Raw genomic sequence first — 20,856 nt, 5'->3', positions numbered from 1 at the left:
CTCAATTATCTATAAATATTGCTGGTTTCTTCTTAATCTCTTTACCATTTGTATCAACGGACCTTATATCAACGTTGTAGTGCGGCTGTTCGGAATGTTTCCCTTGATCATGAATATTTGGACTCGTCGGATCATTAACATTTATTAAATCTCCCCTATAAGTGTTACCCCGATCAAGCATACCTGGCATTAAATCACCACCAGGCCCAGGCCGTAATGTAGGGATCAGATCCAAGATAGCGCGAGCCTCTTCAACACTTCCAACCCGGATATCCTCCCCTCTTGTTAATGCATCAGCTTTATCTTGTAAATTGGAGGATATATAAGCCGTTCCACCAGTAACAGGAACACCGTCCGGATTACCAGTGTTGTTTGGTGACTTATCTGCTATTTGCTTTCCGCCTGTATCATGCGGCCCGGTATCAACCCCACCAGCATTACCACCAGTATTTGCCAGTGGTGGCACATTCTTCTGGTCCCCCCCCGTATTTACCAGTGGGGGTACGTTCGTCTGATCTCCCCCCGTATTTGTCGGGAATGGCTTACCAGTCAGTGACTGATAAGCTGCTTTTTGTGCATCATTCAGGCTACCCGCTTCCCTGGAAGGATCGTCCAGTGATGCGACATAAATCAAGTGCAGTTTTTCTTGTTGGGAAAGAGCATCCATTGCCGAGGTCGAAACACCAACCCCCAATAAAGCCCCAAGACCACTCGCAATGAGCCTGTCTCGGCATGCTGATATTTTCAGGCATCCTTGGGATGCCAGTTTTGCCCCCTGAACAACCAGACCCAGCGAGTTATTCTCCACCTCAACCCGCGCCGCATTCCCTGCGCTGACCATGCCGTTAGTGTTGCCGGTTGCCACACCGCCGCCGACTGCCCCCACTGCCGACACCAGGTTGAGGATCACCATCTTCTCATCCGGGTTTAACTGATCTGCATCTTTGCCATACAGCGCCTGAGCAAATTGTTCTGCCCCGGCGGAGGCGATAAACCCGCCGATGGCGCCTGCGGTGGCATTACCGCCCTGCGCTTTGGCAAGCGCGGCGGAAATCACCGTATGCAGCGCGATACGTGCCGCGTCACTTTCGTGTGTGGCTTCTTTTACCAGTTTCGCCAGCACCGGTGCTGCGCCCGCCGCCATACCGCTCTGCACATTGCCGCCAAGCACACCCGCCAGTAACCCGGTCATCGCCGAACTGGCGGTCCAGAACGGGCTGCCGATGCCGTACTCCTTATCCACCTCTTTAAATTCAGCCGATGCGGTGACTTTGTCGTTGATCTCCGCATCGCTCAGTCCTTTCAGCTCGCCGCGCGCCGCCATCTCGTCACGCACTTTCTTCTTCGCAGCGTCCAGCTTGCTGTCCCTATACGCCGTCATTGCCTGCGTACCCAGCGACGTCGCCTGCTGCTGAATCTCCAGCTTGTCTTTGATGGCCTGCTTGTCGAAGTTGTTTTCCAGCGCGTTGTGCGCATTCGCCGTATCGCGGCTCAGGTCTGCCACATCCTGCTGCTGGTTCGCCTTGTCGCGAATGATGATGTCGCCTGCGGCAATCGCGCTGTGCGTGGTGTTGCTGGCGCTTTCCGACACGCTCGCCATCGTCATCGACGGCATCCCGCCAGGCATCGCTTTGTACTCGCCTTTCTGGCCCTCTTTCGCCGTCTCACCGGTAGTGGGTTTGAACTCCCCGGTTTTTTCGACTTTCTCCACGCCGCCGGAGACGTTCATGCCGAACTGACTGCCGCTGGACTCAGCCTTGTTATGAATATCGCTCCAGCCCAGCGTATCGGTGCTGAGACGGTTTTTCGCCGCATCGGCATTCGAGGCAATCACTGCGCCGTCCAGTTGCGTGTGGCTGCCAACGTTGATATCAAAGCCGCCTTTACCCGCGAAAATCCCGCTTTGATCGATAACCGACTGGTAGTCGTTATTCATCTTGCCGCTGCTGACGCTCACACTGCCCTGCACCGAGGTGCCGCCGCAGATGGGCGGTACGCAGATGCTGACGTTCACACCCGTGGAGCTGGATTTGCTGTCGTATTCGGCTTTGTCCTGCTGGCTGCTGATGGTCAGGTTGCGGCCCACATCGGCAATCACCCGATCGCCATGAAGCTCCGCGCCCTGCAACGTGGTATCGCGCCCGCTATTCACGTTCAGCGTCTCATCCGCGTGGATCTGGCTGTTGTGATTAACCAGGCTGCTGCCGTTCTCTTTGCTCTGCGAACGGCTGGCGCCGATATCCACCGCAAAGCCGTTTTGCTGGCCAATCGCCGAGAAGCTCACGCCCAGGGAATACTGGCTGCCACTGCTGCTGCTCTTCTGTTTATCCGTGTCCTGTGCTGCCGTCAGCGTGATGTCGCGTCCGGCGTCCAGCACCACGTTTTTACCGGTGATAGTGATGCCCTGGGCAGTGATATCCTGATCGGCTTTGACGATCACCGACTCCCCGGCGGCAAGATGACTGCCCTGCTGTTGCTGGCTGCGGTAATCTTGCTTCTCTTTCGAGGTTCCGGCGGAAACGCCCACGCTCACCCGCACCATTGACGAGTCATAGGCTTCTTTCGCCACGTTAACGGCGGTGGTCAGCCCGGCCTGTGCGGCATAGATAGCTGTCAGACGCGGGTCGCGCCCCTCTTCCGCAGAGCGGGCTGCGCTCTCCAGCGCCTGTGCGGCGGTGACGGCCCAACCAGACGCCGACGCTGTCGCAGCGTATTGCGTCGAAGAGGACTCGCTCTGGGTATGCAGACGGTCTTCGCTGACATCCAACCGCACGTTCTCGCCACTGATCGCCAGCGACTTACCGGCGCTGATATCCGCACCGTTTACCGACACATCTTTTTTCGCCTGCAGCGCCACATCACCGTCTTTGCTGGCAATCTGGCTACGCAGCGTGCTCTGCTGGTTGCTGTCGAGCTGAGAGGCATGTTTTGAACTTCTGTAGCCGACTTTGCCGCTGTAACCGTCGCCGCCGAGGGCGCCGACCATGCTCTGGCTGCCGCTCTGCTTGTCATTGACAGTGTTATTGCCGGTGGTGACGTTGATATCGCCGTTTTTCGCCGATAACAACAGGTCGTTAATTGACGCCAGCGAGCTACCAGAAACATTCACATGCCCGTTCTGGCTGGTGATGTAGATGTCCTTTCCGGAAATCTCGCTGCCGGTCTGCGTGGTGGTCTGCTTGTCCCCCTTGCTGCTGGATGTCTCCATGCCGAACGGCAGAATTTTAGCGCCGTGGTTCGGCCCACCATTCACGGTACGGATAGCGGAACCGATGGTGGGCGCTTGCGTTGTGATGCTCCAGCTACTGCTGCTGGCGCTGGTGCTCAGGCGTTCTTTGTCGGTTGAGGTGGTGATATCGACATTGTTTTTCGCATCGATAATCACCGCTTCGCCCGCGCCGAGGCGGCTACCGCCAATCAGCACATCGCCCGGGCTTTTCGCCCCTGTGGCATCCAACTGGATATTACCTGCCGCTGTCAGGTTGCTGCCGGTGGCGAACTCACCGTAATAATGGGATTCGCTTTTTGACGACGAACGCCCGTAGCTGATCGGCAACGATGCGCCGCCACCGAGATCGGCAAAGGTCGCTGCGGCTTCACCTGCCAGGGTTTTCCCCTGTGTGATGCCACTGCCGCCCATCTTGACGATGTCGCGCACATTGCGCACCGCATCGATAATCGGGTCAGAGAGGGAGACGCCCACGCCGCTGCTCTTGCTGGACTGTTTCACCGTCTCCTGCACCACATCCTTACCAGGGATAATCGCAATGTCGCTGGCGGTGATGTCGATATGGCCGGTTTTACGCTCGGTATCGCCCTGTTTACGCGCGGCGACCACATCGGCTGCGCTCAGCGTCGCCTGGTTACCGGCGTTGATAATCACGTTGCCGCCGGTGGTGCCGATCACGCTGCGCGCATCGCTTTGCGCGACTTCGCTGCCCTTACGCGACACCTGAGAAGACTGCGAACCTATGGTGATGCCCAGACCGCCGCCAAAGACGCCACTTTTCTTCGTCTTCTTCATGCTGTAGTGAGAAGACTCTTCCGTCGCCGCTTCAACAGTGACATCGTTGCCCGCTTTCAGGGCAATATCCCCTTCAGCAGCCACAGCGGAACCTTTCACCAGCAGGTTATTCCCGGCGTTCAGCGAGACGTTATCGCCGCTCAGCAGCGTGCCTTTCTCGTTGGTCTGGCTGTTTTCTTTGATGGTGTGGGTGGTTTTCTTGCTCAGGAAACCTTTTTTGGTTTTGGTTTCTTCAAAGTACGAATAGTCGCTTTCGGTGGCGGTGTTCAGGTTAATATCACGCCCGGCAGAAACGCCGACGTCACCTTTTGCCAGAACCTGCGCTGCGTCTGCGTTCATGTCGCGACCGGCCACGATGACCGTGTTGGTGCCGCTGGCAATTTCTGTGCCCTGCTGGCGAACCTTCTCGTTAATGACCGTTTTCTTACTGGCTTTGTAGCTGTCGCCCTGGGTGCTCGCTTCCGCCAGCAGATTGACGTCGCGGCCAGCCTGCATGCCGACCTGCTGCTCTGCCGCCATCCCGGCGGCCTGCGAATTGATGTCCTGGCCTGCGGTCAGCGTCAGGTTATTACCCGCGCTGACGGTAGTGCGATCAAGGCCAGTGCTGTGGTTTTCGCTTTTACCATTGCGGCTATTCTGACTGGTCTGCTGCGCATTCAGGTTCAGGTCATTCCCGGCTGCGAGCTGCGCGTTTTTCCCGGCGCTGACATCACTGGCGCTGAGCGTCAGATCGTTGCCTGCCTGCATCGCCAGGTTACCGCCCGCCTTGATGGCGCTGCCCTGGTAAGAGACTTCAGCATTGCTGGTCGCTGTTTTACGCATGAAGCCGGACTGGCCATACGCCTCATTTTTCTGAATGGCGTTAACGGCGATATTGCCCGTGGCATCCATCAGCAGATTGCCCCCTGCCGACAGCGTGGAGCCGGTCAGGGTGATATCTTTGCCCGCCGTCAGCGACAGACCATCCTGCGCGGTAATGCTGGCAATGCTGCCCAGTGTGGTGTCTTTGAGACTGACCGAACCGCGTTTGCTCTTCGCATCCAGTGAGTACTGATTAGCAAGCGTGAGGTTATTGATACTGCCGTCGAGGCTCTCCAGCGCCACCGTTTTACCGCTGATGGCAGCGCTGACGTTGTTGATATCGCCAATCGCACTGAGATCGACATTGCCGCCCGCTTTGATCAGCGCATCGTGGGTGTTGGTGATCGCCCCGGCGCTTTCAACGCTGAGGTCGTTTTTCGCCAGCAATGTACTGCCGCTGTTGGTGACACTGCCGCCTTCCAGGCTGACATTGTTCCCGGCTATCACGCTGCCGTTGTTTACCGTCACGTCTTTTGGCGACAGGTAGACTTTGGGGATCATCACCGTTTCGCCATTAATCGTGGCGGACTCCCACCACAAAATGCTGTGATCAAGTGATGCGATTTGATCGGCGGAGAGCGCCACGCCAAACTGCAGCCCCAGTGACTGCTGGGTATTCGCGGCGTTATCCATCAGGTAACGCATCTGGTCGAGATCGGAGCCGATGCCGTTAAGGTAGCGGCTACCGGTCTGGTTCAGCACCACATTGCTGACATAACGGGTATCAAATGCCGCATCACCGAGGAAGCGGTAGTCGTAGTCCGGGTTCAGTTTGATGCGACTCAGCATGTACGAGGAGCCAAGGAACTGCTTCTCGTCGGTATAAGCGCGGTTAGTTTCACGCGGGGCGGCAGACGGGCTGATACCCAGCAGTTTGTTGAGATCGCCAAACAGGTTCGGGTCAAGCTGCCCGAGACCGTCGAGTTTCGGGTTAACGGTGATGAGATACGGGCTTTTCGGGTTATCCGACACCACAAAATAACCGCTGTTGCCGGACGGCAGCGGATAAGCGCTGGTATCAACGGATTTGCCCTGGTGCTGGCCAGGTGCGGTGTTTTTCAGCACTGCATTAGTCACGCCTGCACTGGCGAGGCTGCCGAGGTTGGCATTGCCTTTTTGCTGTGCGCCAATGCCGCTCAGCACACCGCCGCCGTTAATCTGTTGCAGGGCGTTGTGCAGTTGATCCTGCCACTGCGGGGAATTTACCGCCGCCGGGCCATCTGCCAGCGCCTGTTTTGCCACGCTACCGCCAATACTTTGATTGCTCAGAGTATTCAGTGACGGGGCAGTGAGGGTTCCAGTGACACCACCAGAGTGAGCCGTGGTGTTCGTATTACTGATATTGTTGCTGAAATTGGCAGTGACATTGCCACCCGCCTGAATGACTGAGCGGTAAAGCTGGCCCAGTGTTGTCTGTATTTCGTGCCCGATCAGGGTATAAACAATATCTGTTTCATACTCCGAATACTTGCTTCTTTTGTTATCTAACCCGCCGTCAGGAATAGCATATTCGGCATAGGTTACTTTTTTCCCCGTGCCATATTGATAAACAAGAACGTCCGCGGAGGTACTGTTTTGCCAGCTCTGGTTATTAAGCTGTGTCCCCTGTAACAACAGATCATTTGTACTAAGGATGTCACTGGCTTTGTTGTCCAGCACACCTGCCGAAATCACCGCATTCCGGCCTGATGCGATACGCGCACTTCCGCCATTACTGCTGACATCCGTCCGAGTTTCACTTAAAACAAATTTTTGCGTGCCATACCCTTCGAACGGCGCATAGTGATATGCCGTTACTATCCATGAAGTACATCCGCCATCCGCTCCCGCACAGCCCCCGCCTTTTTCCTCATAGGTTTTGGTGGTGTAATACCCATAGCTTCCCGCAGGAAGCTGAGAATAAGGAACACGGAGGATGGATTGCCCAACGCCCGGAATGACCTGAGCCGAGCTTGTTACAGTATTTGCTGTTAACCCATCCCTCTGGTTCAACAGATGCCCGGTCTTAATGGTGATATCGCCGTTCGTCGTCTCAATAGTGCCGGAGGTGTTGATCACCTCGCCGTTGGCATTACCGGCCGCGTCCCGTTGCAGCCACAGGTTATTGCCCGCCAGCATATCGCCGCGCTGGTTGGTGATGCTGTTGGCGTACAGCGCCAGGTTGTTTGCCGCATACAGCAGCGCGGTGTTGATAATCGCGCCCGGTGCGCTCAGCGTCAGGCTGCCCGTCGTGCCGGCAAAACCGTTTGCGGTGATATTCCCCCGGCTCGCCAGCGTGATATCGCCGCCACCCTGAAGGGCGCTGTTGCCGCTCAGCACGATGTCGCTGCCGCTTAATGTGCTCGCGCCGCTGCCGGTGGTGATTTGCCCGTTACTGGTCAGCTGTCCGCGCGCGCTCAGGTTCACCGCCTGGCCCTGCATCACGCTCTGGTTGTCAATCGCCCCGTTGCTGGTGACGCTCAGGGTTTTACCTGCCGCCAGCGTGGTTTTTGCGGTGAAAGCGTTTGTCAGTTGCAGCGTCAGGTTGCCCAGCGCCACCACCTGACCCAGTGCATTCAGCCCGTTTGCCCCCACAAACAGGTCGCCGCCGCTGAACAGCTTACCGCCGGCGGACTGCTCCACCTGCGTGGCGTTCACCGTCAGCTGGTTGTTACCGAGCAGTGTGCCGTTATTGGTCAGTTGCCGGTAACTGAGCGCCAGGTTATTCGCCTGGGTGGTGCCCTGGTTCGTGAAGCTGTCGCCGGTGAGCGTCATCTGATCGGCCAGCAGCGTGCCGGTGCCGCCGTTGTTTGCGGCATTCAGGATAAGCGTGGTGGCCTGCAACCAGCCTGCGCCGGTGTACTGCGGGGTGGTCAGCGTCAGTTGCCCGCCGGAGAGCAGCCTGCCCTCGTTGCGCGCCTGGGTGGTGCTGTCGACGCGGGTGTCCCCCGCGCCCTGAATCAGCCCGTAGTTAAACAGCGACGGCGCGGTCAGGGTCAGCCCCTGCGTACTCACCAGTTCACCGCCTGCGCTGTTGGTCAGCGAATTCGCCGTGACCGCCAGCCCGTTCCCCTGGATGTTGCCTGCGTTGCCGAGGGAATCCGCACTGAGGTTCAGCGCGCCGTTGCTGGCCAGCGAGCCGCCCGCCAGTTGGGTCGCATTACCCGTCAGGGTGACCGTCAGCCCGTCACTGCCGCTGACGGCTCCGCTGTTGGTCAGCGCGTCTGCGCGCAGGGTCAGGTTTTTCGCCGCCCACTGCCCCTGATTACTCAGCGACAATGCCTGCAGGGCCGCCGTGCCCAGGGCGGTGATTTTGCTGCCCGTGGCTGAATTCAGGTTGCCGGTAAGCTGAAGGTTCAGGTCGCCCGCGCTCCGGATTGCGCCGCGGTTATCCAGCGACTGTGCCGCCAGCAGAATCGCGTTGCCCTGCCAGAGCCCGCCGTTGTCCACCGTCCCGGCGGTGATACCGAGCGTACCCTGCGTTAACAGTGAACCGGTCTCGCCGTTGATCAGCGTCAGTTGCGGAGCGGCCATCGCCATCCGCGCCATCAGTCTGGCGGCGGGTTGTGCGGCGTCCAGCGTCAGGCTGTCCAGCCCGGTCAGCGTGCCGTTGTTGGTAATGCCTGCCTCATGCGCCGTCAGGGTTTTCCCCTGTACCGCACCGTTATTTTCCAGCGTCTGTCCGCTCAGCGTGACATCGCCTTCGCTGAGGAGCTGCCCGCTGTTGCGCAGCGTCTGCGCCTGAATATCCGCCGTGCCCTGGCTACTGAGCGAACCCGGCAGCGTCAGCGTACCGCCCACGGTGGCGGTGAAATTGCCCTGGCTCAGCAGTGAACCGCCGAGCGTCCAGTCATCCGCCGTGACGCTGACCTTCCCGCCCTGCAATGTGCCCTGCGTGGACAGTTGTCCGGCATGCAGCGTGAAATCTCCGCCGCTCAGGGTACGCGAACCGCTGGCGGTGGTGAGGGTGTCGGCGTTCAGCGTCAGGCCCTGCGTACCCTGCCACAGTCCGTTGTTCGTCAGGGTCGCCGCGCTGAAAGCCAGCGCGCCGCCGGAGAGCCATTTGCCCGTCTCCGCGTTGATAAGGGTGTCTGCGGTGGCCTGCGCCAGTGTTGTCCCCTGGATCACGCCGCTGTTGGTCACGGTGGTGCCGGTAACCGAGACGCTGCCTGCGGCAATCTGTCCGCTGTTGCTCAGCGTGCCGGCATGAAGCGTGAGGCCGTCATTCACCGACAGCAGCCCCTGGTTGTCCAGCGTGGTCAGATCCAGGTTCAGGTCGCCGCCGCTGATTAATTGCCCGGTGCTGCCGTTGACCAGCGTCTGCGTGTTCAGGATCAGGCTGTCGTTGCCCTGTAAAATGCCGTTGCTGGTAAGACGCGGTGCGTTAATGCGCAGGTCTTTCGCCGCCAGCGTGCCGTCATTCAGTACCTCTGTGGCGGTGATATCCGCCAGATTCTGGCTCAGCACGCTGCCCTGGTTACTCACCGCCGTGCCGCGCAGCGCCAGGCTGTCGCCGCTGACCATCTGCCCGCTGCTGGTCAGGCTGTCGCCGTCCCACGTCAGGTTTTCCGTTCCCTGTAACAGGCCGCTGTTGCGTAAATCGCCGTGCAGGGCGAGCACTTTTGCCATCAGCGATCCGCTGTTCTGGCTGCCGGCCGCCCGCAGCGTCAGCGCCTGCCGGCTCAGCAGTCTGCCCTGGTTGGTCAGATTCCCGCTGACACTGGCGTTCAGCCCGTTTTCACCGAGTGCATTCCCGGTGTTGACCCACTCGCCGGTGGCAAGGTCAAGCGTGTCGCCCTGTAGCTGCCCGGCGTTAATCAGGCGATCATTTTTCAGCACCAGGCTGCCCGCGCTCAGCAGCAGGCCGCCCTGCTGGTTGGTGAGCTGTGTGCCGGTGGCGGTCAGCAGATCTGTGCCCTGCAATGTCCCGCTGTTGGTCAGTGCGGTGACATTCAGCGCCAGCCTGTCTGCGGCAATCAGGCCGCCGTTCTCCAGCGTCGGCCCGCTCAGCGTCAGTGCACCTGAACTGCGCAAATTACCGCTGTTAGCGGTGGTCTGTGCCGCCAGCGTCAGCGTCTCATCACCCTGAATATCCCCCGGGTTGTGCAGCGTGTCGGCCGTGATATCCACGGTTTTCGCGGCCAGCAGGCCGCTGTTAGTGATATTGTCCGCCGTCAGGCTCAGCCCGTTATCCGCCAGCAGCCGCCCGCTGTTGCTCAGGCTGGCGTAATCGCTGAACAGGTTCACACCGTTGATTTCGCCACCGTTAACCAGTGTGCTGCCGCTCAGGCGTAACGCACCGTCGCTGGTGATCAGGCCGTCGTTATTCAGTTCAGGAAGGGAGAGCGTGAAATCACCGGCAGAGTAAAGCGTACCGCTGGCGAGGTTATCCAGCCGCCCGGTTTGCAGGTTCAGCGAACGGGTGCCCTGCAACAGACCGCTGTTGATGATCTGCTGCCCGCTCAGATTCAGGCTGTCCGCCACCAGCGTGCCGCTGTTGGTGAACGCATCCGGCGTGGTCATCGTCACCGCAGATGCCGCCGTTTTACCGCTGTGACGCAGCGTTTTCGCACTGACGCTGAGCGTGCCTTTTGCCGCCTGCGTGCCGTTCAGCGTGGCGCTGTCTGCCGCCAGGGTCATGTCCGCGCCGGAAATCAGCGAGCCCTGCTGGTTAATGTCGCTGGCATTCAGATGGACATTCCCCGCCGCATTCGCCTGACTGGCAGCATCGGTGGCAATCTGCTTCCCGGAAATCGCCATCTCCCCGCCGCTGGTCAGGGAACTGCCCGTCAGCGTGGTATTGCCACTGCCGCTGAGCGTCAGTTTACCGTCGGCGGCCAGCGTGGCGCCGTTCAGCGCCACATCCTGCGTGCTGTTAACCGTGATAGCGCCGCCAGCCTTATGGCTGCCGGACAGCGTCACGCCGTCGCCTTTCGCCGTGAGTGAACCGCCAGAGAGGCTGTTTTTCACGGTCATTCTGCCGTTTGCATCCAGCGTGATGTCGCCCTGGCGCGCCGTCAGGTTGCCGAGGTTGACCCCCACACCTTTCTCGGTGGAGACCAGATGAATACGGTTGGCGTACATCCCGCCCAGCGCGCCGGTATCCACCGCCACTACCGGTGCCGCGCCCTCGCCGTTGATAGCGGTCGCGTTCCCGCCCGCATCCACCCGGTTCGCCCCGCTGGTAACGGTCAAATCCTTCGCATGGATGGCGGCATTCACTTCGGTGGCGCGGGCAATCAGCGACAGCGCATCGCTGCTGCTGGCATCCAGCCCCTTCCCTTCCACGGTGAGGGTGCCCTTCGTCACCTCCAGTGCCGAGAGGTTGCCCGCCGCGTCAAACTGCGGTTTACCGGTGGTCAGGGTGGCATTCGGCGTGTTGATAAAGCCGCAGCCGTTACAGGTGATGCCGTACGGGTTGGCAACCATCACGTTGGCGGCTTTCCCCGCCACCTCGGTGTAACCCTGCAGCTGTGAGCGGCTGCCGCCGGTCACTTCGTTGATGATGCCTCTGGCCTCCTGCCCGGCGCGCAGGTTCGGGTTGTTCTGGATAAGCCCGCCAAGCTGCGTCTGGTTCAGCTGCCCGGTGGCGTTATTGAGGATGAGCCCCTCCGGGCCGACGTTGTACTCGTTAAACCGGTTGTGCGAGATGCCCGCGCCATTCGGTGCGGTAATGTTCACCACCGGCACGCCGTTGGCGGCTTTGTCCATGGTCGCCGGGCCGTCCGGCGTGATGGCGGCGGCAAAGGACGGGGCCACCGGCTGCCAGACCAGCAGGCCGATGATAAACCAGCTGAGTGCACGCTGAGAGAAACGGACCGGTTTATCGGTATTCATCCTTGTCTTCCTTTAAAAAGTGACAGCTACACGCCAGTTAATGCTGACGTGGTCCGGTCCGAGCCAGTCGGGATAGTGCAGTGGCGTGCCGGCAGAAAGCTGGCTGGCGAACCAGCGCCCGGCGCTGCCGAGGCCCGCCGACGCCCCCCACACCGTGCCGCTGGCATAGCGGTCGAGGCGGTCTTTTTCCAGCCAGCCGCCGTCCAGCGCCACGGTGGCGCTGATTTGCCCGAGTACCGGCAGGGTGAAGAGGGCGTAATTCAGTTCGTTGCGCCAGTAACCGCCGTTGTCGCCGGAGATGTACTGCTCCTTAAAACCGCGTACCGAGCTTTCGCCACCGAGCGTCAGACGTTCACTGCCGTAGAGCCGGTCCGGCGACCACTGCCCGTACAGGCTGGTCAGCCACAGCAGGTCGCGGGTGACCGGGCGCTGGAAACTGGCGCTCAGGCTCCATTTGCGAAACTGCGCACGCGGCACATCGCCGGTTTTGTCTTCGTCTGTTTCGGCGTTAAACCACGGCGTGCCGTGGCTGTAGGCCGGGTTAAAGGTCGCCACCCCGCCGAGGATTTTCTGCGTGTGACTGACGCCCAGTTGCAGGCTGGAGAGGTTGCGGGTGCTGCTGGTCAGCGGCGCGTCGTTCAGCCAGTTGCGCGATGAGCGCTGCGTGATACCGGCACTGAGCGCGGTTTTGATGTCGCCGTTGCGGAACACCACGCGGGAAAGGTTCAGGCGGTGGGTCTTCGTGTCACCGGTGGAAATCCACGGGTAGCCCATATTGATGAGGGTGGTGCGGTAGTTGCTCCAGGCGTAGCTGTAATCCAGCAGGCTGTAGCCCCAGGGGACGCTGACCCCGGCCTGGAAACTCTGCGCGTCATAGCCGGTGGCGAAATCACTGCTGCGCCCGCCACTGACAAACCATTTATCCGCCACGCCCAGCAGGTTATTTCCGCCAAGCGAACCGTTTAACTGATTTTCACCGGTACTTTTCTGCCCGCTGTTATCCAGCGAGACGCTGGCGCTTAACGGAAATTCCGGCGTGGCGGTTAAATTGACACTGGAATAACCGGGTTCGCTGTCCGGTATTATTTCAATCTGCACGGGGTTACTGCGCAGGCGGTTAATCTGCTCCATGCCCTGCTCAATATCCCGCAGGTTAAGGACCTTTCCTTCCAGCCCCGGAAAAACCATCTTCAGCATACGCGGGGAGTCGCCGTCGAGGCGGATATGGCGTAATTTCCCCTCCAGCACCACGAGGCGTAATTCCCCCTGCGATAAATCCTGCTCCGTGAGAAAAGCCCGGCTGGTAATATAGCCCCGACTGATATACCAGTCAGAAATGGCGGCGGTGAGTTCCGTTATTTTCGCCATATCCAGGCACCGGTTCTGCCAGGGGGCAGTCAGTTTCTGCTGCGCCTTTGCGCTGATAAGGGTGACGCCGGAAAGGGTGATGGTGTGAATGGCAAAGCAGGGGCCGCCGGGCTGAGAGGCAGGCACGCTCTGGCCTGCGCGCGGCAGCGGGGTGCTGCGTTCCAGTTCGTCGCGCTGTTGCTGATTCTGCAGCAGCAACTGCTCCTGCTGCTGACGCACGGCGTCACGATCGGCCGGAGATAAAGGCGCGGCCTGTGCCGTCGCCGCAAATAATAAAAATAAGACCAGATAACGCACGCGACCATCCATGAGAAAAAACATCCTGACCCAATAAATAAATTTGGGTTAAGTGGTTATTAATTATTAGTTTTGAGTATATTCCTATGGAACAAATTACAAAGCAATATGCAGCCAGGTAAAATGGCTATTTCTCATAAAAATTTAGGATTAATTCAAGATATATCCTCATGGATATAATCGATGTGAATAATTAGGGCGTTGCACAAGGCAATAAAAAAGCCTCCGGATGGAGGCCTTAACAAATTTATTACCTGACGCTAGCGTTTACGGACATCCGGAATAATTAAATCCCCGCGCACCCGGTACGAACCCAGCACGCTTTGGGTTTTCTCATTCAGCCAGGCAACGATTTTCGCGGCCATCGCATCCATCGAATATTCAATGGCAGGGATCGTTGGAATACCCGGTAAATGCAGCGAACCGGCAAGGCTAAACACCATAATGTCGCCAGGGACAGTTTTATTAAACGCCTGCAACTGAGGAATAACCCGCTGCGCTTCCTGCTCGTCTGCTACCAGCAAGGCATTGAAATTCAACGTCGTTGCGTTATTAAGCAGCACCTGAAGCGCCACCGATGAAGAGGTATCATCCATAAACACCAGGTTGCGGTTAAACGGCAGGAAATTGTTTTCCAGCGCCAGCTTATAACCCAATAACACCTGATCGGCTGCAGCGCTGTTGGGGTGAATCAGTGCAATTTGTCGACGGCTCTGGCTAATCAGATAATTACAGGCGGTTTCCGCCGCAAACGCGTGATCGAACTGGATGCTGTTCGGCGTGGTCGTCGCGGATTCCACACAATCCACCAGAATGACATTTTCATCGTCGATATGGAGCGGGAAGCGCGCGCCGATAACCAACACATCGTCACACAGCCCGCAGGTCAGCTCATCCAGGGCGCTCATCACTTCCGCCTTGCTATTGGCGAAGCGTAACAGCAAATGTTTCTGGCTCTGGCTTAAGTGTTTTTCCAGTGCGTAGAGGTAGGCAGTGGTTTGGTTGATATTGTCCTGGGCGCAAATAACACCGATGCAGCCTGTCGACTGGCTGAGCAAGGACTGCGCGATAACGTTGGGCCGGTAGTTCAGCTCATCAACCGCTTTCAGTACCGCGAGGCGACTGGCTTCCTTAACGCCGCGCGAACCACTCAACACCCGTGAGACTGTGGCTTTGGACACCCCAGCTAAACGTGATACATCGTTGATTGTAGACATCTTTCTCCCCAGACAGGCGCATTACAGCACCTGCAAATTCCAATTACAGCAACGACTAAAATCTAACCGTTCGCAGTATAACGGTTTCCGTTTTTGATGGAAACCGATTTTCCGTTTTGTCATTTTTGTTCTCAATTCATCCTCCAAATCTGTGATGAAAATCCAATAACACAGCCTTGCAATCATTAGATATTGACAGCAATCACACTTCTATCCCGAAGAAATGGAAACCGGTTTCCGTATGATGTCCAATCACCTCCGCAATAACTATTTACATTTCGAGGATGAATGACGATGTACAGGATTATGTTGTGTTGCTCAGCCGGGATGTCCACCAGCCTGCTGGTGAGGAAGATGCTGGAAGCAGCGAAGGAACGCGAATTACCGGTGGAGATTGACGCGTACGGCGTGGCGGAATTTGACACGCAGTTTCCGCGTTATCAGGTTGTGCTTCTCGGACCACAAGTAAAATACATGTTAAAAACGCTGTCAGAAAAGGCCGCCGCTCAGGGCATTCCGGTACAACCCATCGACCCGATGGATTACGGCATGCAACGTGGCGAAAAGGTGCTGGACTATGCTCTGTCGCTGATTGAAGCGGCACATTAACAAGGTGTTCTTATGAGTTCCTTATATCAATCAATGATTACGGTTATCGAGCAAACCATTACGCCGCTGGCCGGTCGTCTTGGGCAGCAAAAATATGTTATCGCTATCCGCGACGGTTTTACCGCCGCACTGCCGTTTATGATCATCGGCTCGTTTATGCTGGTGTTTATCTTCCCGCCGTTCTCCGCCGACACCACCGTCGGTTTCGCCCGCGCCTGGCTCGATTTTTCCACCGAGTATCGCGCACAACTGATGCTGCCGTTTAACCTCAGCATGGGGGTAATGACGTTCTTTATCTCTGTCGGTATCGGCGCCAGCCTCGGCCGCCAGTTTAATCTCGACCCGGTGATGACCGGTTTGCTGGCATTTATGGCGTTTTTGCTGGTGGCAGCACCCTATGCAGACGGCAAAATCTCCACCCAGTACCTTTCCGGACAGGGGATTTTTACCGCGCTGCTGACCGCGATTTACTCCGCTCGCGTCTATGCATGGCTGAAACAGCACAACATCACCATTCGCCTGCCGAAAGAGGTGCCGACCGGCGTTGCCCGCTCGTTTGAAATCCTCATTCCGGTACTGGTGATCATTGGGACGCTGCACCCGCTGAACCTGTTTATCGAAGCGCAAACCGGCATGATCCTGCCGCAGGCGATTATGCACCTGCTGGAACCGCTGGTGTCTGCATCCGACTCTCTGCCCGCGATTCTGCTGTCTGTGTTGCTGTGCCAAATCTTCTGGTTCGCCGGGATCCACGGTTCACTGATTGTGACCGGCATCATGAACCCGTTCTGGATGGCGAACCTCTCCGCCAACCAGGCTGCACTGGCTGCGGGTGCTGCACTGCCGCACGTTTATCTGCAAGGGTTCTGGGATCACTACCTGCTGATTGGCGGCGTCGGTTCCACGCTTCCGCTGGCCTTCCTGCTGCTGCGCAGCCGCGTCGCACATCTGCGTACTATCGGCAAAATGGGCGTGGTGCCGAGCTTCTTCAACATCAACGAACCGATCCTGTTCGGTGCGCCAATCATCATGAACCCAATGCTGTTTATCCCGTTCGTCTGCGTGCCGCTGGTTAACGCCGTACTGGCCTGGACCGCCACCAAAATGGGCTTGCTGGCACAGGTGGTTTCGCTAACGCCGTGGACAACGCCTGCGCCGATTGGTGCGTCATGGGCTGCAAACTGGGCCTTAAGCCCGGTGGTGATGTGCCTGATTTGTATGGTGATGTCTGCGCTGATGTACCTGCCGTTCCTGCGCGCTTACGAGCGTTCACTGATGAAAACAGAGGAACAAAAAGCGCAAAACACCGCGCCGATGACGGAAACCGTTCGCAGTAACTAAGCCGTAATGCATAAGCAGTAATGAAAAGGAGTCGGTAATGAAATACGTATTTCCCGCAAACTTCTGGTGGGGCAGCGCGTGTTCCGCACTGCAAACCGAAGGGGAAAGCCAGCAGGGCGGGAAAAGCGCCACCACATGGGATGCCTGGCACGCCCGGGAACCCTGGCGCTTTCACCAGCAGATTGGGCCGCAGGAGACGTCCACGTTTTACCGCCACTGGCGGCAGGATGTCGCGCTGTTAAAGCAGCTCAATCACAACAGTTTTCGTACGTCGCTCAGTTGGGCGCGCCTGATCCCGGACGGAACCGGCGAGGTGAATCCGCAGGCGGTGGAATTTTACAACGCGGTGATCGACGAACTGCTGGCGCAGGGCATTACGCCGTTTATTACGCTGTTTCACTTCGATATGCCGATGGTGATGCAGGAAAAAGGCGGCTGGGAAAACCGGGAAGTGGTGCAGGCATTCAGCCGCTACGCGCAAATCTGTTTTGAGCTGTTCGGCGACCGGGTTCAGCACTGGTTTACCTTTAACGAACCCATCGTGCCCGTAGAAGGCGGGTATCTGTACGATTTCCATTACCCGAACGTGGTGGATTTCAAACGTGCCGCCACGGTGGCGTACCACACGGTTCTGGCCCATGCCAGCGCAGTACGCGCGTTTCGCGCCGGGCATTATTCCGGTGAAATTGGCATTGTGCTGAACCTGACGCCGTCGTATCCCCGTTCGCAGCATCCGGCGGATCTGCAAGCGGCGCACTATGCAGACTTGTTGTTTAACCGCAGTTTTCTCGACCCGGTACTGCGTGGCGAGTATCCCGCTGACCTGGTGGCACTGCTGAAAGAGTACGATCAGCTCCCCGCCTGCCAGCCGGAGGACATCTCGCTCATTGCAGAAGGGAAAATCGATCTGCTCGGCATCAACTATTACCAGCCGCGGCGGGTAAAGTGCCGGGACAGCGCGGTCAATCCCGCATCGCCGTTTATGCCAGAGTGGTTGTTTGATTATTACGAAATGCCAGGCCGCAAAATGAACCCGTATCGCGGGTGGGAAATTTATGAACCCGGTATTTACGATATTATTACCAACCTGCGCGTAAATTATGGCAACCCACGCTGTTTTATTTCCGAAAACGGTATGGGGGTCGAGAATGAACAGCGTTTTATTGAAAACGGGCAAATTAACGACAGTTATCGCATTACCTTTATTCGTGATCATCTGACCTGGTTACATAAAGGTATTAGCGAAGGCTGTAATTGCCTCGGTTATCATATGTGGACATTTATTGATAACTGGTCATGGTGTAATGCCTATAAAAACCGTTACGGTTTTGTGCAGTTAGATTTAGAAACCCAGCAACGTACCATTAAGAAAAGCGGAGAGTGGTTCGCCGCAACCGCAGCTCAAAATGGTTTTAATCAGGATTAAATTATGATGGTCGCACTTGAAGAAGCGGTAATGGAGATTATCGTCAACGCCGGACAGTCGCGCAGCCTGTGCTTTGAAGCGCTGCGTGCGGCAAGGGAAGGCAACATGGAAGAGGCGCGCAATCTGCTGCGCGAAGCCGACGGTTATTCCCGTCAGGCGCATCAGATGCAAACAAAATTAATTGAACAGGATGCCGGTGAAGCCCGACAGCCCATGACATTAATTATGGTGCATGCCCAGGATCATTTAATGACCTCGCTGCTGGCGCGTGAATTATCGGAGGAAATAATCCAGCTCTATCAACGTTAATAAATGGAGAATTGATTACGGTAAATCTTAATTATTCTGTACCCGAGTTACTAAAATAAAGCATTTTGTTTTGATGATGGCAATATTTTCTGTCCACTGAGGAACGGAAGGTTATTGTCTGAGAACAACTTACTACATTGAGATAACCATGAGAATAAATAAAAAACTTCCAGTGGCGCTGGCGGTTGCGGCTACCCTTTGCTCTGGATCCGTCTTCGCACAAGAATTTACCCAAGAGCAAATAGACGCCATCGTCGCCAAAGCGGTGGATAAAGCACTGGCGGACCGTCAGGCCAAAATGGACGCCGCCATCAATAAAAAAGCGGATGTGATCGTCGAACCGCAAAGTACGGCGCAAACACCGGATATGGCCATTCCCTACGGCGTGAAATTCAGCGGCTACGCCCGTTATGGCGCACATTTCCAGACCGGCGATCAGAAATATGTCGGTGTCGACGGCTCCTATAATGGCGCGTCGGCCATTGGTCGTCTGGGTAACGAAGGCAACGGCGGTGAATTCCAGCTCTCGAAAGCGTTTAAAAGCGGTAACGGCGCAATCTGGGACGTCAACGTGATGTTTGATCACTGGGGCGACGAAGTTAACCTGAAAAAAGCCTATGCCGGCGTCACCAACCTGCTGGCCTCCAACCCGAACGCGTACTTCTGGGCCGGTCGTGACTTCCACCAGCGTCCGCAACAGGGGATCAACGACTACTTCTGGATGAACCACGATGGTCAGGGCGCCGGGGTGAAAAACTTCGATATTGGCGGCGTGCAGTTTGATGTGGCCGCCGTTGGCGCGGTCGAATCCTGTAGCCCGGAAGTCCTGGAAGATGAAGCCAACCCGTCGCGCATCACCTGTACCGGTAGTTCGAACGTCGGCGATAAAGGCAACTATGCCCTCACCTCAAAAATTCACGGTATGAAGGTCGGGCCGCTCGATCTGGAGATTTACGCCAACTACGGTTTCGACTCAAAAGCGATTGAAAGCGAAGATCGTCTGAAAGCCTGGCAGGGCGGCGTGGTGCTCAGCCACACCAACGATCACGGGGTAAACAAAGTGATCGCCCGCTACTCCGATAACGCCGACAACAGCGTATTCAATAAAACCGACGATCTGAAAGCGATTTACGCCAGCTTTGAGGGCAGCTACAAGTTCTCCCGGCAGACGCAAGTGGACTACTTGCTGGCGTTCCATGACTACGATAACAGCGCCAATAAAGCGGATAACCGCCGCAACTATGGCGTGATTGTGCGCCCGATGCACTGGTGGAACGATGTGCACTCCACCTGGCTGGAAGCGGGTTATCAGCGCGTCGATTATGACGATGGCGGCGATAACCACGGCTGGAAAGTCACCCTCTCGCAGAATATCTCTATCGCGATGGGGCCTGAGTTCCGCCCGATGCTGCGCTTCTACGTGACCGGCGGCGAAGTGGATAACAAACGCACCGCACGCGTCAACGGCACGACCGACACCACGCTCGATTCCTTTAACGTCGGCGCGATGTGGGAAGCCTGGTTCTGATGTAAAAACCGGAGGCGGTCCCCCTCAGCCGCCTCCGGTTAAACTCTGTACATGTGTTATGATGCGCGCCTTATTAATAAGTAATCAGCATGACAGAGTTGGGTTAGACGATGGGTTCCACGAAAAAAGGGATGCTTTGTGTACTGGCAGCGGCCGTGTTATGGGGCAGTTCCGGGGTGTGTGCGCAGTACATTATGGAGAAAAGTCATATTTCGTCGCCGTGGTTAACCATGACGCGACTGCTGTTCACCGGCGTGATTTTGTTGACGCTTTCGTTTGTGCATGGCGACAAGATTTTCGCGATCCTCAAAAGCCGCAAAGACACCTTCAGTTTGCTGTTTTTTTCGCTGTTTGGCGCACTGATTGTGCAACTCACCTTTTTACTGACCATCGAAAAATCCAACGCCGCCACCGCGACGGTGCTGCAATTTTTATCGCCGACCATTATTGTGGCGTGGTTTGCGCTGGTGCGTAAAGCCCGGCCAACCCTGCCGGTGGCATCCGCCATTTTCACCTCGCTGCTCGGCACCTTCCTGCTGGTGACGCATGGCAACCTGACGTCGCTCTCTATTTCTCCGGACGCGCTGCTGTGGGGGATTGTTTCGGCATTTTCCGCCGCGTTCTATACCACCTATCCCTCTGCGCTTATCGCCCGTTACGGCACGCTACCGATTGTCGGCTGGAGTATGTTGCTGGCCGGGCTGATGCTGACGCCGTTCTTTGGCGGGCAGGGGAGTGATTTTGTCGTCGATGGCCGCCTGTTGATGGCGTTTTTCTACCTGGTGGTGATCGGCACGGCGCTCACCTTCAGCCTTTACCTGAAAGGCGCACAGCTCATTGGCGGCTCGAAAGCCAGTATTCTTAGTTGCGCCGAACCGCTGAGCAGCGCCCTGCTCTCGGTGGTCTTGTTGGGAGTGGCATTCTCCTTGCCAGACTGGCTGGGCACGCTGTTGATTGTCTCATCGGTGATGCTGATTTCGCTCGATTCCCGCCGCAAAGTGCGGGTCGCCGCCTGATAGCACAAGGCCTGATAGCACGTCGCTTATCAGGCCTGTATGCA

The 20,856-nt window shown here is 57.2% G+C and carries 9 protein-coding genes; 6 read left to right on the top strand and 3 right to left on the bottom strand.

Annotated elements, in window-relative coordinates:
* Position 1: 1 nt before the first annotated feature.
* The 3 genes from N7922_RS25265 to N7922_RS00195 form a co-directional block, all read right to left on the bottom strand.
* Positions 2-11,701, bottom strand: coding sequence for a hemagglutinin repeat-containing protein (locus N7922_RS25265; RefSeq protein WP_317633847.1), 11,700 nt, complete (start codon positions 11,699-11,701; stop codon positions 2-4).
* A 12-nt stretch (positions 11,702-11,713) separates the two neighbouring features.
* Entirely contained in the window at positions 11,714-13,378 is a 1,665-nt protein-coding gene (locus tag N7922_RS00200) for a ShlB/FhaC/HecB family hemolysin secretion/activation protein (protein ID WP_263098716.1), read from the bottom strand.
* Between the two features lie 248 nt (positions 13,379-13,626).
* Positions 13,627-14,583 (bottom strand): LacI family DNA-binding transcriptional regulator, encoded by a 957-nt coding sequence (locus N7922_RS00195; RefSeq protein WP_263098715.1) that lies wholly within the window; start codon positions 14,581-14,583, stop codon positions 13,627-13,629.
* 294 nt (positions 14,584-14,877) lie between these two features.
* On the opposite strand from N7922_RS00195, the gene N7922_RS00190 reads away from it, so the two are divergent.
* From N7922_RS00190 to N7922_RS00165, 6 genes are all read left to right on the top strand, one after another.
* A complete protein-coding gene (locus N7922_RS00190) occupies positions 14,878-15,192 on the top strand; it encodes a PTS sugar transporter subunit IIB (RefSeq protein ID WP_061492432.1) in 315 nt (104 codons plus the stop codon).
* Positions 15,193-15,204: 12 nt separating this feature from the next.
* Entirely contained in the window at positions 15,205-16,533 is a 1,329-nt protein-coding gene (locus N7922_RS00185) for a PTS sugar transporter subunit IIC (RefSeq protein ID WP_263098714.1), read from the top strand.
* A gap of 37 nt (positions 16,534-16,570) precedes the next feature.
* Entirely contained in the window at positions 16,571-17,959 is a 1,389-nt protein-coding gene (locus tag N7922_RS00180; protein WP_263098712.1) for a glycoside hydrolase family 1 protein, read from the top strand.
* Positions 17,960-17,965: 6 nt separating this feature from the next.
* Positions 17,966-18,268, top strand: coding sequence for a PTS lactose/cellobiose transporter subunit IIA (locus tag N7922_RS00175; RefSeq protein ID WP_170933823.1), 303 nt, complete (start codon positions 17,966-17,968; stop codon positions 18,266-18,268).
* Positions 18,269-18,416: 148 nt separating this feature from the next.
* Positions 18,417-19,796: a carbohydrate porin gene (locus N7922_RS00170; RefSeq protein WP_263098711.1), complete on the top strand. Its 1,380-nt coding sequence runs from the start codon at positions 18,417-18,419 to the stop codon at positions 19,794-19,796.
* A gap of 110 nt (positions 19,797-19,906) precedes the next feature.
* Positions 19,907-20,812 (top strand): EamA family transporter, encoded by a 906-nt coding sequence (locus N7922_RS00165; protein ID WP_263098710.1) that lies wholly within the window; start codon positions 19,907-19,909, stop codon positions 20,810-20,812.
* Positions 20,813-20,856 lie beyond the last annotated feature (44 nt).

Source organism: Kosakonia sp. ML.JS2a (assembly GCF_025642095.1).
GTDB lineage: Bacteria > Pseudomonadota > Gammaproteobacteria > Enterobacterales > Enterobacteriaceae.
This window is presented reverse-complemented; position numbering and strand designations above follow the sequence as displayed.

Bases quoted from the DNA above. Each gene is read 5' to 3' on its own strand.
- N7922_RS00180 (WP_263098712.1), top strand. From the start codon at position 16,571: ATGAAATACGTATTTCCCGCAAACTTCTGGTGGGGCAGCGCGTGTTCC.
- N7922_RS00175 (WP_170933823.1), top strand. From the start codon at position 17,966: ATGGTCGCACTTGAAGAAGCGGTAATGGAGATTATCGTCAACGCCGGA.
- N7922_RS00200 (WP_263098716.1), bottom strand. From the start codon at position 13,378: ATGGATGGTCGCGTGCGTTATCTGGTCTTATTTTTATTATTTGCGGCG.
- N7922_RS00185 (WP_263098714.1), top strand. From the start codon at position 15,205: ATGAGTTCCTTATATCAATCAATGATTACGGTTATCGAGCAAACCATT.
- N7922_RS00165 (WP_263098710.1), top strand. From the start codon at position 19,907: ATGGGTTCCACGAAAAAAGGGATGCTTTGTGTACTGGCAGCGGCCGTG.
- N7922_RS00195 (WP_263098715.1), bottom strand. From the start codon at position 14,583: ATGTCTACAATCAACGATGTATCACGTTTAGCTGGGGTGTCCAAAGCC.
- N7922_RS25265 (WP_317633847.1), bottom strand. From the start codon at position 11,701: ATGAATACCGATAAACCGGTCCGTTTCTCTCAGCGTGCACTCAGCTGG.
- N7922_RS00170 (WP_263098711.1), top strand. From the start codon at position 18,417: ATGAGAATAAATAAAAAACTTCCAGTGGCGCTGGCGGTTGCGGCTACC.
- N7922_RS00190 (WP_061492432.1), top strand. From the start codon at position 14,878: ATGTACAGGATTATGTTGTGTTGCTCAGCCGGGATGTCCACCAGCCTG.